This window comes from Micromonospora sp. NPDC004704, from assembly GCF_053601675.1.
In genome coordinates this window covers 160,896-174,709 of the sequence record NZ_JBSGCD010000010.1, presented here as the reverse complement: position 1 = coordinate 174,709, position 13,814 = coordinate 160,896, and the positions used below count along the sequence as shown (strand labels likewise).

The window sequence follows — 13,814 nt, the reverse complement described above, 5'->3', positions numbered from 1 at the left end:
CCGTGAGAGGATGCGTTGATGCCGACCGATGGGCGAGCGCTGGTACTGGGCGGCGGTGGCGTGACCGGCGTCGCGTGGGAGATCGGCCTGCTGCACGGCCTCGCGCAGTGCGGTGTCGATCTCGCGGGCGCGGACACCGTCATCGGCACCTCGGCCGGGGCGGCGGTCGCCGCGCAACTGACCGGGACCACTCCCCTGGCGGACATCTACGCCGCCCAGATCGACAACGTCCCCGGCGAGACTCCCGCCCGGATCGGCGTGGGACCTGTCGTCCGTCTCCTGGTCGCATCGGCGTGGCCGGGCGACCGGCGGCACGGACGGGCGTGGCTGGGGCGAGCGGCGCTACGGGCGAAGACCATGTCCGAAGCCGAACGGCGAGCGGTCATCGAACGACGGGTACCCGACCGGCGATGGCCCGACCGCCGGCTGCTGGTGACCGCCGTCGACGCCGAAACCGGTACGGACGTCGTCTTCGACCGCGACAGCGGGGTCACCCTGATCGACGCGGTCGCGGCCAGTTGCGCCGTCCCGCTGGTCTGGCCACCCGTCACGATCGACGGACGGCGGTACCTGGACGGCGGCGTACGTTCGGTCGCCAACGTCGACCTCGCCGCCGGCCACAGCCGGGTGGTCGTGATCGCACCCACCACGTCGGCCCTCCGCCGCGCCGACCGTCCCCAGATCCAGGCCGCCGCACTCGGGGTGCCGAACGTCGTCGTGACGCCGGACGCCGCAGCCTGCGCCGCCATCGGCCCCAACATGCTCGACCCCACACGACGCGCGGCGGCAGCCCGCGCCGGGCGCGACCAGGCCGGATCGATCGCGGACCGGATCCGCGCGATCTGGCAGTGACGCCGGGACAGCCGACCGGCGCGTCCTACGCCCCGGCCCCGTCCGGCCCGCCGCCGGTGTCGTGCCCGCCGGGCTCGGGCAGCCCGATCGGACTGACCGGGGGCAGCGCGGCCCGGCAGGCGTGCGCGATCGGGGTCAGCAGCGCGGCGGCATCCGCCGGATCGACGCCGGTCCAGGCGGCTGCGGCAACGTCGTCGGTCACGCTCTCGATCCACTCGTACGCGGCAACGCCGGTGGCGGTGGGAGTGCCGTCCTCGGCGAGCCATCCGCGCTCGACGAGTCGCCGGGTCGCGGCGTTCCACTCATCGTCGGACCAGCCCCGGTTCGGTTGCAAAACCTCGCGGCCGAGGTCAGTCGCCGCCCGCCAGACCAGCGGCTCGCATCCACCCAGTCCGGCCGTCACCAGCGCGGCGACGTGCCCGTCCCCACGATGCTCGCGCAGGGTCGTGGCGGCCTGCCACAGCCGACCGAGCGGATCCTGCGGCACCGGCAACGCCGCGTTGGCGGCCCCGAGCACCCGACCCGCCGAATCGAGGCGGTGGACCGCCTCTTCCAGCAGGTCGGCGGCTGCCTCGACCGTGCCGACCGGGATGCCCGCGGTGAGCCGGGCCAACGCGTCCGTGGCCCCGGCCAGGCGCGCCACGAGCGTCTCCGCCACAGTCGCCCGCTGCCACACGTCGGGCAGGGCACGGGCGACCATGGCGGGCGCGAAGTTGAAGAAGACGGCCACGGCCGGGGCCGCCCCGACCGGCCCGAGTGGAGCCGCCCGCCCGGCGAAGTACCCCCGCCAGTAGCCGCGCAGCCCGGCCGCCTCGTACGCCTGCCGTGCCTCCGCCGTGAAGTACGTGACGGCGTGCACGGGTTCGAACAGTGTCCACATCCGCCGCGCGTTCTTCACGCCGACAGCATCTCATCCCGCGTACGGGCGGCCGGGTGGCTGCGACAGGGCTTCGGCGACCGTCACTGGGAACGGCGCGGCAGTGTCCAGTTCGGTCGCGGGAAGTGGCAGGTGTAACCGTTGGGGATGCGTTCCAGATAGTCCTGGTGCTCCGGCTCCGCCTCCCAGAACGGACCGGCGGCCGTCACCTCGGTGACCACCTTGCCCGGCCAGAGCCCGGACGCGTCGACGTCGGCGATGGTGTCCTCGGCTACCCGCTTCTGCTCGTCGCTCTCGTAGAAGATCGCCGACCGGTAGCTGGTGCCGATGTCACCGCCCTGCCGGTTCAGGGTGGTCGGATCGTGGATCTGGAAGAAGAACTCGAGCAGGTTCCGGTACGACGTCACCGACGGATCGAACGTGATCTCGATAGCCTCCGCGTGACCCTCGTGGTTGCGGTAGGTGGCGTTCGCCACCTCGCCACCGGTGTAGCCGACCCGTGTCGTGACCACACCGGGGCGCCGCCGGATCAGGTCCTGCATCCCCCAGAAACAGCCTCCGGCCAGAATCGCCTTCTCCGTAGCCATAGTCGCGCCCACCTCATTCGTCGTTGGTCTCCCAGCATGACCCGTGGACCGCTGCCGCCGCACTGTCACCCCGGTCACCAGCCTAAAATGAAAGGGGCCTCACTTCTCGGTGATTCACGCGACCGGCGGACACGAAGCCCGAGGTACGTCCGGACCTCGGCGGCAGTCCCGCCCGGTACATCGCCGTACGGTCGACCGGCACCTGCATCTCCTCCTGCGTGTGGAGGAGGAAGGCTTGTGTCCGACACCTGAGGGGTGGCGGACACAAGCCTGTGCTGGACGGCGAGGGTCACGGCGCGAGGACAACCTTCACGCAGCCGTCCCGCTTCTTCTGGAACATCTCGTACGCCTCGGCAGCCTCGGCCAGCGACACCCGGTGGGTGCGCAGGTCCAGCACGCCGAGCGGGTCATCGTCGCCGGAGAGCAGTGGCAGGATCTCGTCCACCCAGCGCCGTACGTGGCACTGCCCCATCCGGAGTTGGATGCCCCGGTCGAACATCTCGATCATCGGCATCGGGTCGATCTCCCCGCCGTAGACACCGGAGATCGAGACCGTGCCGCCGCGTCGTACCGACTTGACGGCGGCGTGGAGCACGGTGAGCCGGTCCACGCCGAACCGGTCGGTCATCGACCGGGCCAGCTTGTCCGGCAGGAGTCCGACCGCGGTCTGGGCGAGCTTTCCGGAGGTGGAGCCGTGCGCCTCCATGCCGACCGCGTCGATGACCGCGTCCGGCCCCCGACCGTCGACCAGGTCGATCAACGCACCCGGTACGTCGTCGAGATCGGTCACGTCCACCACCTCGATCCCATGCCTGCGGGCCATCTCCAACCGCTCCGGCACCAGGTCCAGACCGATCACCCGGCCCGCGCCGAGATGACGTCCGATTCGGGCGCAGAGCTGACCGACGGGACCGAGCCCGAAGACGGCGAGGGTGCCGCCGGGGGGCGTGTCGGCATATCGGACCGCCCGCCAGGCAGTCGGGAGAACGTCCGACAGGTAGAGGTACCGCTCGTCCGGGCCACCGTCAGGGACCTTGATCGGCCCGAACTGGGCCTGCGGAACCCGCAGGTACTCGGCCTGCCCGCCGGGAACTGACCCGTACATGGAGGTGTAGCCGAACAGCGCCGCGCCCTTGCCCTCCGCCCGCACCTGGGTTGTCTCACACTGGGCGTAGAGCTGCCGTTGACACATCCAGCACGATCCGCAGGAGATATTGAACGGAACCACCACCCGGTCCCCCGGCCGCAGCCGGGTCACCCCCGGACCCACCTCCTCGATGATTCCCATCGGCTCGTGCCCGAGCACGTCACCAGGCTTCAGGTACGGCCCGAGCACCTCATACAGGTGAAGGTCGGAACCACAGATCGCGGTCGACGTGATCCGCACGATCGCATCCGTCGGCTCCTCGATCCGCGGATCGGGCACCTCCTCCACCCGCACGTCACGCTTGCCCTGCCACGTCAAAGCCCTCATCGGTCGCTCCCTCCCCTGGTGCTGTCGAGCGACCTGCTACCCACACCCCTCTCGGCTGAATCGCGGGATGACGGAGGACATCTGCAGTTCAGGACCCCGGCCCGTACGCGATCATGGGGGTCTCCGCCCGATCGCCCGCCGGGCGTCGGTAGACGCCGGGCGAAACTCGGGGTGCCGGAGTCTCGGTCTTCTCGGAACCGGATATCACCTAGAGTGATGGTTACTTGACGTAGCCGTCGCGAGGTGGGGCGTTGCCGGTGCGGTTGAGCTTGCGAGGGGTGCGGTCCGCCGAGGGTTTCGGCTACCACCCCGCGCTCGACGGCGTACGCGCGTTGGCGGTGGCCGCGGTCCTCGCCTTCCACGGCGGTGTCGGCGCTCTGCGCGGCGGCTTCCTCGGTGTCGACGCGTTTTTTGTCCTCTCCGGCTTCCTGATCACCTCACTGCTGCTCACCGAGCACGCACGGACCGGTCGGCTCGCGCTGCTCGCCTTCTGGGGCCGGCGGGTACGGCGGCTGCTGCCCGCGCTGCTGCTCCTGCTCTCCACCGTGGTGGTCGTGGAGCGCTGGCTGCTGCCGACGACCGAACTGCGCGCACTGCGGCTCGACACGCTCGCCGCGCTCGGGTACGTCGCGAACTGGCGGATGAGCGACCGGGGCGGCGACTACTTCACCGCGACCGCCGCGCCGTCACCGCTGCAGCACACGTGGTCGCTCGCCATCGAGGAACAGTTCTACGTGCTATGGCCGCTGGTGGTCCTGCTGCTCCTGGCCCGGAGCCGGCCGGTCGTGCTGTTCCGGGTAGCGGTCGCCGGTGCGCTGGGCTCGACGGTCGCCGCGGCGCTGCTGTTCGACCCGAGCAACCCTGACCGCGCCTACTACGGCACCGACACCCGGGCCGCCGCACTCCTGGTCGGCTGTGCCCTCGCCGCCTGGCTGGCGGGCCGGCCGACCGGAGTCGGGACGGCCCCGCTCCCCCATCGCCGAACCGGACGGCTGTTCCACCGGCGCTGGCAGCTCCGCGCGCTCATCGCCGCCGCCGGGCTGGGTACGGCATGGCTGTGGACGCACGCCACCGGTACCGACCCTTGGCTGTACCGGGGTGGCCTGCTGGCCGCCGCGCTCGCCGTCGGGATGCTGATCCTGCACGCCACGCGTCAGCCGGACAGCGGCACCGCGCGGCTGCTCGCCCTGCCACCGCTGGTCTGGCTGGGACGGATCTCGTACGGCGTGTACCTGTGGCACTGGCCCCTGTTCATCTGGCTGAACAGCGGTCGGACCGGCCTGCACGGGGTTCCGCTGTTCGTAGCGCGCTGTGCGGTCACGCTCGTCGCGGCGCTCCTGTCGTACCTGCTGGTCGAGCGCCCCTTGCGGGCCCAGGCCCGTACCCGGGTCGCTGACGGAACACGGCGGCGGGTGCGCGGCGGCGCGGTCGCGGCGGCCGGCGGGGCCTTCCTCGCCACGGCCGTGCTGACCGTGCTCGCCACCGTGCCCCGGCCGCTGCCGGAACCGACCGGACCCGCCGCCGCACAGGCCGCACCCGGCGTGGGGGCTGGTGCCGGCGATCCGGCGGCGCGCTCGCCGCTGCGGCGACCGGGCCGCATGCCGGGGGCGACGCCCAGGGTCACCTTCTTCGGCGACTCAGTGTCCTGGTCGCTCGGCACCTACCTGCCGGCGCACACCGATCTCGCGGTCAGCGTCCGGGCGGTGCAGGGCTGCGGTATCGCCCGCCTACCGGACGTGCGTTATCTGGGCGCACCACACACCAACTACCCGGGCTGCGACCGGTGGGACGCCCGGTGGCGGCGCGGGGTCGACGCCGACGATCCGGACCTTGCGGTGATCCTGCTCGACCGCTGGGAGTTGATGGACCGCCGTCTCGGTGGCACGTACCAGCACGTGGGGCAGCCCGCCTTCGACTCGTACCTCAGCCAGGAGTTGGACCTCGCACTTTCCGTCGTCACCGCCCGCAACGCCCACGTCGTGCTGCTGACCGCGCCCTACACGCGCCGGGCCGAACGGCCCGACGGTGGTCTGTGGCCGGAGGACGAGCCCGCTCGGGTGGACGCGTGGAACCGGTTGCAGCGGGCTGCGGCGGCGAAGCGACCGGACCGGGTCACCGTGGTCGACCTCAATTGGCGGGTGTGCCCGGACGGCCGGTTCACCTGGCAGGTGGGCAACACCCGGATCCGCAGCGACGGGTTGCACTTCACACCGGAGGGCGTACGGAGTTGGATCGACCCGTGGCTCGCGCCGCAATTGGCCAAGCTCGCCACCCGGGGCCCCGGCTGATTCGGAGTACTTGGCCGCGCCCTGCCTGACCGGACGCGATCCCCTCCTGGCATCACGAGGTGCGCGCACGAACGGACGGCCAGCGCGGCGGCAGGGCGGACTCCTTCCGTCGTCGCGTCGTGGTCCGTAGCTGGCCCGGTCAGAGGATGGGCTTGCCGCCGGTCACCGGGATCATCGCGCCGGAGATGTAGCTGGCCTCGTCGGAGGCGAGCAGTACGTAGGCGGGGGCGACCTCTTTCGGCTGGCCAGGGCGACCCAGCGGGGTGTTCTTGCCGAATTTCTCGACCTGCTCCGGCGGCATGGTGGAGGGGATCAGCGGGGTCCAGATCGGGCCCGGTGCGACGCTGTTTACCCTGATTCCGCGCTCGCCGAGCATCTGTGCGAGGCCCGCGGTGAAGTTCGCGATCGCGCCCTTGGTGGTCGCGTAGGGCAGCAGCGTCGGTCGGGGCATGTCGGAGTTGATGGAACTGGTGTTGATGATCGACGCGCCTTGGCCGAGGTGCGGGAGCGCCGCCTTGACGAGCCGGAACATCGCTGTGATGTTGACGTCGAAGGTGTGCTGCCACTCTTCGTCGGCGATTTCCTCCACCGTCTCGTGCGTCATCTGGTAAGCCGCGTTGTTGACCAGGACGTCGATTCGTCCGAACTCGTCGCTGGCCCGATTGACGATCGTCCTGCATACGGCCGCGTCTGCGACATCCCCGGCTACCAGCACGGCGCGGCGACCCGCGCGCTCGACGAGCTTCGCGGTCTCGGCCGCGTCGTCGTGTTCGTTCAGGTAGGAGATCAGCACGTCGGCACCCTCGCGGGCGAAGGCGATGGCGACCGCCCGGCCGATGCCGCTGTCACCCCCGGTGAGAACCACCTTCTTGCCTTCCAGGCGACCGGCACCCCGGTAGGAGTCCTCGCCGTGATCGGGCTTGTGACGCATTGTCCCCAGGGTGCCCGGCGGTTGCTGCTGCGGTTCGAACTGTTGGCTGTCGGACATGACGAGGTGACTCCTTCCACGGCATTCGAGCAATCTCGGTCCCGCCCGGCGACCCGCCCGGTGCAGCGTCCAAAATCCCCACACCTGGCAGCCACTAAACCAGGTATCCAGGGACAACCCACCCAAATGCGGGATCAGACGGACCCGGAACAGCCGGGAGTGGGGAGTGAGCCATCGGCATGGTGCCACGGCCGAACTCGGGGTGGGGCCCCTGCACGGGGCCCCACCCCGACCATCACCGCAGGCCGAAGGCCCGGGTGATGCGCTGGTCGACGCTGTTGCCCCCCGCGTCACGGGCGGTGGCCCGGAGGGTGACGAACCGTGCGGTACGCGGGGCGTCCAGGCGGGTGCGCCAGCCGGGGCCGGTGCGGTGGAGCCTGGCGTGGTGCCAGGTGACCCCGTCGTCGTACGACACGTCGAGGGTCACCGTACGGATGTCGGCCGGTTCAGCCGCCGTTGGCAGGTGCAGTGCGGTGACGGTGAGGTCGGCGTCGCGTTTCGTCTTCCCGTCGACATCGGTGTCCACGGCGTAGTCGAGCTGGACCAGCGACGGGTTCCACACCATGCCCTGGCCGACCGCACCGGAGGTGAAGCCCCACTCCGTCCGGGTGGCGGTGGAGTACGGACCGGCCCAGGTGTCCCGCTTGTTCTCCGATACCAGCCGGTACGGCAGCGGTTCTGCGCTCAGCCGACCGACGGACAGCATCCGCTGGTACCGGTCGGTCTCCTGGAGAAGCGTGTTGCCCTGGTAGAGGCGCAGGACGTTGTCGGCGGCGTAGTTGTCGTAGGTGTCACCCTCGTGGGCGGTGCCCGAGTCGCCCCACCCGGGGACGAAGGCGGAGATGCCCCCGTCCTCGCGGAAGACGCCGTAGTTGTTCAGCAGGCGGGGACGCTGTACGGGGCCGAACCAGTGCTCCTCGTGGACCGAGCCGGCCCGGTACGCGGTGAGGGCAGTCTGCTGGCCCTGTTCGCCGGGGATCGTGACCTGGGTGGTCCACGGCTCGCCTGCGGTGACCCAGTCGGTGCGGTCGCCGCGCGCCGGGACCTCGACGAAGTCGAGGATGCTCGACGCTCCCGACGGGGTGAGGTCGCCGCGCGTTTCGAGCGCCCGTGCGGGGCGCCAGTTGCGCAGGGACATGTCGACCTGGGCCAGGTCCCGCTGGGTGACCCGGTGGGTGAGGTCGGTCGGCACGGCGCCGGTGTAGTCGTGGACCAGGTCGTAGACGTATTCGGTGTCGGGGTGGGAGGTGACGTCGAGCCGGACCCGCCGCTCGTGCCCGATCCGGCCGATCAGGTGCTCGCCCTCGTCGCGGGTCAGGGTGGCCACGGTCACCGGTGGTGGGTCGCGCGGATCCCACACCGAGCCGGCCCACGGTTTGAGGCGCCCGGTGCCGTCGTTGACCACGAGCAGGAGGCGGGCACCGGCAGCGGCCGCCGCGGCGGCCTGCTCCTCGACGGGAACGGTGTCGTTGCGGCGTACCACGACGGCCCTGCCCCGAGCGTTCACCGGGATGTCCGCGCCGGTGCCGGCGTAGACCGCGTCGAGGTGGCGCACCTCGGGCGGCAGCGGGATCCTGGCGCGTTGCACCCGCAGGTCGTCGTAGCCCCGACCGCCGGCGGCCACGGTCAGCGCGGGCTGCGCCATGCGCCAGCGGGCGCCGATGGAGAAGGTGCCCGTCGCGACCTTCGGGCCGGTCGGCAGAACCCAGACGCTGTCGTACTCGGCGCCCGGGTACCAGGCGGAGATCCAGGGGTTGCCGCCGAGGTCGCGGAGCAGTTCGAACCGCGTACCGTCCACGACGGACGGCTGCGGGGTGGCCATGGTCACCCGGCGGGCCCGGGTGGCGTCGAAGACTACGGTCCGGTCCCGGTCGAGCGTTATCTCGGGCAGCGGGAGCAGGGCGAACCCCCGCGAATGGGGTCCGTTGACGCCCTCGACGTCGGTCCTCAGCCAGGCCGCGTACGTGCCCCCGGTCAGCCGCAGGTCCAGGGTGCCGGTGTCGTCGATCTGTTGCACCGGCAGGACACCGTCCTTACCCAGCAGGACCAGTTCTCCCCCGATCGGCCTGCCGCCGCGGTCCCTGGCCTTCAGGGTGAGTTGGTGACGTACCCCTTCACGGCCGACGGCGACGGAGGTGTGGGTCCGGACGGCGCCGGTGGCGTCGGTCGCCGTCAGGAAGCCCGACGTGAGACGGTCGGCCGGCACCCGGTCGAACTGCGTGGTCAGGGTCACCGTGGCGGTGCCGTGCGCCGGAACCGTCACCTGCCGGGCCGAGGGCGTGACGAGGTCCGCCGGGCCGCCGTCGAGAGCCAGGGCGAGTTCGAGGGTGACGGGGGCGCCGGCGATGTTCGTGTAGCGGACCTCCCGCTCGACCGGGCCCTCGGGAGCCGTCGGCCAGTCCGGGTACCCGAAGTCGGCGCCGGTGGTCGCGAACACCGTCGCGGCGGTGGTCGCGGCGATGTCCAGCCGACCGTTGCCGCCCTGGAACGGGCTGACCTGCGGGGTCGCCCTGGTGGTGCTCACCAGGGCTTCCTTGAGCTGCTTGGCGGTGAAGTCCGGGTGCTGGGCGGCCAGGAGCGCGGCGGCGCCCGCGACGTGCGGAGCGGCCATCGAGGTTCCGTCCCCGAACCGGTACAGACCCTCGCCGTCGGAATACTGGGACCGGGCGGCGAGGATGCCCACGCCGGGGGCGGTGAGGTCTGGCTTGAGGGCCTTGTCGCCCACCCGTGGACCCTGGCTGGAGAAGTAGGCGAGAGTGTCGGCGCCGTCGACCGCGCCGACGGTCAGCGCGGCGTCCGCGGCACCCGGGGTGCCGATCGTGTACGGGCTGGGCCCGGTGTTCCCCGCCGCGACGACAAACAGCGCGCCGGTCTCCTCGCTGAGCTCGTTGAGGGCCACGCTCATCGGGTCGGTGCCGTCGGTGGGGTCGGCGCCGAGGCTCATGTTGACGACCCTGGCGCGCTGATCGCGGACGGCCCACTCCATCCCGCTGATGATCCACGACTCCTGGCCGGAGTTGTTGTCGTTCAGGACCTTGCCGACGTGCAGCCGCGCGCCCGGGGCGACGCCCTTCTCCTTCCCGTCGGAAGCGGCTCCGGTGCCGGCGATGGTGGAGGCGACGTGGGTGCCGTGGCCGAAGACGTCCTTCACCGTCTCACCCGGTACGAAGGACTCGGCGGCGGCGATCTGGCCCGCGAAGTCGGGGTGGGTGGCGTCGATACCGCTGTCCAGGACGGCGACGTCGACACCCTTGCCGGTGTTCCCGGACTTCCAGACCTCGGGTGCGCCGATCTGCGCGGTGCTGTCGGCGAGGGCGGCCTCGACCTTGCCGTCCAGCCACACCTTGGCGATACCGCCCGCGAGCGCGAGGCGCCCGCCCCCGGAACGGGCGGCCACCCCCTCGCCCGCCGTGATCGAGGACCAGAACGTGTCCGAGCGCTCCACGTCCAACGCCGCCCCCTGGATGCTGTCCAGCGCGCGTACCGTGCGGGCGCCCTCGGGCGCCACCGTTCTGCGCGAAGCCACCGCGGCGTCGGTGTACGTGACGATCAGCGGAATCCGGTCACGGTGCGCGTCGTCGTAGCCGTCCGCCAGCAGTTCGGTGATGTTGAACAACTGCTCGTCGAGCAGCCCGGCGGACACGTACGGCAGCGCCCCGTCCGGGTAGACGTAGGTGTTCTTCCCCTTCCGGTGCGAGGTGTATCCGGTCAACCGGCCGGTGGAGTCCCGTACCTCGGGGCTCAATCCCCCGTCGGCCGTCCCGGTAGCGGTGACCTTCTCCCCGGTGATCAACGTGACGGTGGCCGTGGGAGCAGGCGGTACGACCGACGCGCCGGCAGACAACGGAGGGTCGGCGGCCGAGGCCGGGGCGGGAGACGAGGCGAGCACCACGGAAGCGGTGAGCAGCGCCAACAGACGACGTCCGCAAGGGCGTGAGAACAGCACAGGATTCCCCAGGTTGATCAACAAACGACGGCACATGGTAATGTGTCGATCTTTTGTTTCGGAGGAAGTTCTTTGCTGTTGCGCCCGAGTCTCGCAAGTATCAGGGCCGGCGGATCAGGGCTTGCGCCCGACCACACCGTACTGCGGGACCTGCGCGGGAAGTGCGCCGTTGGCGTCGGGCTCGGCCCGCCACACCGCACACGACACCAGGCCCGGCTCCACCAGGTCCAGTCCCCGGACGAGCCGCGTGATGTCCGCACCACTGCGGGCACGGATCTGCGGAGTCGCGTGCTGGTTGTAGAACGCCATCGCCTCGACGTTCCCTTCGCCACCGAGTTCGATCGTCGGGTGGGTGAGCGCCAGGTAACTGCCGGATGGCACCGCGTCCAACAGGCGGTCCACGATGTCCTGCACCTGCTCGTCGTCCTGCACGAAGTTGAGGACGCCCAGCAGCATGATCGCGATCGGCCGGTCGAAGTCCAGCGTCCGGGCGGCTCGGGCCAGGATGGTGTCCGGCTCCCGGACGTCGGCCTCGATGTAGTCGGTCGCGCCCTCGGAGTTGCTGGTCAGCAACGCGCGGGCGTGCACCAGCACCAGCGGATCGTTGTCGACGTAGACGATGCGGGACTCCGGCGCGACCGCCTGGGCCACCTCGTGGGTGTTGTCGGCGGTGGGCAGGCCGGTACCGATGTCGAGGAACTGGCGGATCCCCGCCTCCCCGGTCAGGAAGCGGGCGGCTCGGGCGAGAAAGGCTCGATCCGCGCGGGCGACGGCGTCGATGTGCGGGACCATCTCCCGGATCTGGTCCCCCACCTCCCGGTCAACCTTGTAGTTGTCCTTCCCACCCAGCCAGTAGTCCCAGATCCGGGCGTTGTGCGCGACCGTCGTATCGATCCCCGACCCGGGCCGACCGGCCCCGTGGACACTTTGGCTCTGCGGCACGCTCGGCTCCCCAGGCAGAGGTTGACAGGTGGTGTCCGGCAGCCTAGCGCCTCGCTCGCGGTGTCGCCGTACCTGGCCGTTACGGTGGGGAAACATTGACGGCCCACAATTCGGCGATGGCAGCCGTGACACGTCAGCTCCGGGTCGGGTGCGAGTTCCGGTACGCGGCAGAGGTCGAGACACCCGCGGTCTTCCAGGTCCAGCCGTCGGGGGCGGCACCGGCCAGTGTGCTGCGGCAGAGCTGGGACATGGATCCGCAGACTCCCCGGCACGGCTACGTGGACCTCTACGACAATGTCTGTCAGCGACTCACGCTTCCGTCGGGCACCTCCACCGTGCGGTACGACGCACTCGTATCGGTCCCGGACGCGACCGAAGACGTCGATCTCGACGCCGCCGAGGTGCCGACCGCACTCCTGCCCGACGAGGTGCTGGCGTACACGCTGCCGAGTCGCTACTGCCTGCCCGACGTGCTCGGTGACGACGCCTGGCGACTGTTCGGCAAGGAAAAGCCCGGCTACCGGCGGGTGCAGGCGATCTGTGACCACGTCAATGACCACCTGCGGTTCGCGTACGGCAGCAGCAGCCCGACGACAACCGCCGCCGAGGCGTACGCCGCAGGCAGTGGCGTCTGCCGCGACTTCGCCCACGTCGCGATCAGCTTCTGCCGCGCGCTCTCGATCCCGACCCGGTACGCCTTCGGTTACCTCCCCGACATGGACGTCCCGCCGGACCCGGCGCCGATGGACTTCGCCGCCTGGATGGAGGTCTACCTCGACGGCCGGTGGTGGACCTTCGACCCTCGCAACAACACGCCTCGCAAGGGCAGGGTGCTGATCGGCCGAGGACGCGACGCGGTGGACGTGGCCATGGTTACCACCTACGGTGGCCCGACACTGGAGAGCATGACCGTCTGGGCCGAGGAAGCATCGTGACGCCACCGTCCCGCCCGGAGATCGAGCGGGCACAGCGGCTGACGTACGTGCTGACCCAGCGTTTCCGCTACACCTACGACGGCCCGGTACGCGACCTCGACCACCGGCTGGTGGTGATACCGCCGCGACGGCACGGTGACCAGCACCGGCGGCGGCACTCGGTCGCCGTGTCCGCCGCCGACGCCCGCACCACCCACCGCCGTGACGCCGCCGGCAACTCCGTCATCCGGGCCCGGGTGCCGCACGTGCACGACCACATCGAGTTCGAGGTCGAGGCGATCGTCGAACGGACCGGACCGGTCACCGACGTGTTGTTGCCGGCCTCGGCGCTCACCGACCCTCGGCTGCTCCGTGCGACCCGGCTGACCGCCGCCGACCCGGCGATCCGGGACCTGGCCGCGACGATGGACGGGAGGGACCGGCTGGCCGTCGCGGAACGGTTCTGCGACCACGTCCACGACGCGATCACCTACAGGTTCGGCGTGACCTCGGTCGCGACCACGGCCGCCGAGGCGCTCGCCGGCGGCCATGGCGTCTGCCAGGACAGTGCCCACGTGATGATCGCGCTCTGCCGGGCCGTCGGCCTACCGGCCAGGTACGTATCGGGACACCTGCTCGGCGAGGGCGGCACCCACGCCTGGGTCGAGGTCGTGGTCGCCGACAAGGCGGGGGCACGGGCGGTCGCGTTCGACCCGTGCAACGGCCGCCGCGCCGGCCGCGACTACGTCACGGTCGCCACCGGCCGCGACTACACCGACGTCGCCCCGACCTCCGGCTCGTACTTCGGCGCCGCCCGCGGCACCCTGACCGCCACCAAACGGGTCGACGTCACCCTCGTCTAGGCCGCGCGCTCGGGTGCGTGGTTACCGCTCGTCGGATCCGGCGGGCGTGACCGCCCGGGTGCTCGACAGCGACGAGCGCCGAC

Annotated in this window: 10 protein-coding genes; 4 read left to right on the top strand and 6 right to left on the bottom strand. The window is 71.0% G+C overall.

Annotated features, from left to right (window positions below):
• Positions 1 to 18: 18 nt before the first annotated feature.
• Positions 19 to 852 (top strand): patatin-like phospholipase family protein, encoded by an 834-nt coding sequence (locus ACWEFB_RS16750; RefSeq protein ID WP_452286289.1) that lies wholly within the window; start codon positions 19 to 21, stop codon positions 850 to 852.
• A gap of 25 nt (positions 853 to 877) precedes the next feature.
• Here the strand turns inward: ACWEFB_RS16750 and ACWEFB_RS16745 are convergent, their stop codons facing one another.
• From ACWEFB_RS16745 to ACWEFB_RS16735, 3 genes are all read right to left on the bottom strand, one after another.
• Complete coding sequence (locus ACWEFB_RS16745) at positions 878 to 1,732, bottom strand: SCO6745 family protein (RefSeq protein ID WP_452286435.1); 855 nt, start codon at positions 1,730 to 1,732, stop codon at positions 878 to 880.
• A gap of 80 nt (positions 1,733 to 1,812) precedes the next feature.
• Positions 1,813 to 2,316, bottom strand: a complete 504-nt coding sequence (gene msrA, locus ACWEFB_RS16740) for a peptide-methionine (S)-S-oxide reductase MsrA (RefSeq protein ID WP_452286287.1) — start codon at positions 2,314 to 2,316, stop codon at positions 1,813 to 1,815.
• A 289-nt stretch (positions 2,317 to 2,605) separates the two neighbouring features.
• Entirely contained in the window at positions 2,606 to 3,790 is a 1,185-nt protein-coding gene (locus tag ACWEFB_RS16735; RefSeq protein ID WP_452286285.1) for a zinc-dependent alcohol dehydrogenase, read from the bottom strand.
• A 278-nt stretch (positions 3,791 to 4,068) separates the two neighbouring features.
• Between ACWEFB_RS16735 and ACWEFB_RS16730 the strand changes: the two genes are divergently transcribed.
• Entirely contained in the window at positions 4,069 to 6,078 is a 2,010-nt protein-coding gene (locus ACWEFB_RS16730) for a DUF459 domain-containing protein (protein WP_452286283.1), read from the top strand.
• 139 nt (positions 6,079 to 6,217) lie between these two features.
• On the opposite strand, the gene ACWEFB_RS16725 is transcribed toward ACWEFB_RS16730, so the two are convergent.
• From ACWEFB_RS16725 to ACWEFB_RS16715, 3 genes are all read right to left on the bottom strand, one after another.
• Entirely contained in the window at positions 6,218 to 7,066 is an 849-nt protein-coding gene (locus ACWEFB_RS16725) for a glucose 1-dehydrogenase (protein WP_452286281.1), read from the bottom strand.
• A 235-nt stretch (positions 7,067 to 7,301) separates the two neighbouring features.
• Positions 7,302 to 10,979: a S8 family serine peptidase gene (locus tag ACWEFB_RS16720; protein WP_452286279.1), complete on the bottom strand. Its 3,678-nt coding sequence runs from the start codon at positions 10,977 to 10,979 to the stop codon at positions 7,302 to 7,304.
• Positions 10,980 to 11,126: 147 nt separating this feature from the next.
• Positions 11,127 to 11,972, bottom strand: coding sequence for an SAM-dependent methyltransferase (locus tag ACWEFB_RS16715; protein ID WP_452286433.1), 846 nt, complete (start codon positions 11,970 to 11,972; stop codon positions 11,127 to 11,129).
• A gap of 98 nt (positions 11,973 to 12,070) precedes the next feature.
• Here ACWEFB_RS16715 and ACWEFB_RS16710 point away from each other — a divergent pair, with 98 nt between their 5' ends.
• Together ACWEFB_RS16710 and ACWEFB_RS16705 are read left to right on the top strand one after the other, a co-directional pair.
• Complete coding sequence (locus ACWEFB_RS16710) at positions 12,071 to 12,889, top strand: transglutaminase-like domain-containing protein (RefSeq protein WP_452286277.1); 819 nt, start codon at positions 12,071 to 12,073, stop codon at positions 12,887 to 12,889.
• Complete coding sequence (locus tag ACWEFB_RS16705) at positions 12,886 to 13,731, top strand: transglutaminase family protein (protein WP_452286275.1); 846 nt, start codon at positions 12,886 to 12,888, stop codon at positions 13,729 to 13,731. Before ACWEFB_RS16710 ends, ACWEFB_RS16705 begins: the two co-directional genes overlap by 4 nt.
• The last annotated feature ends 83 nt before the right edge of the window (positions 13,732 to 13,814 follow it).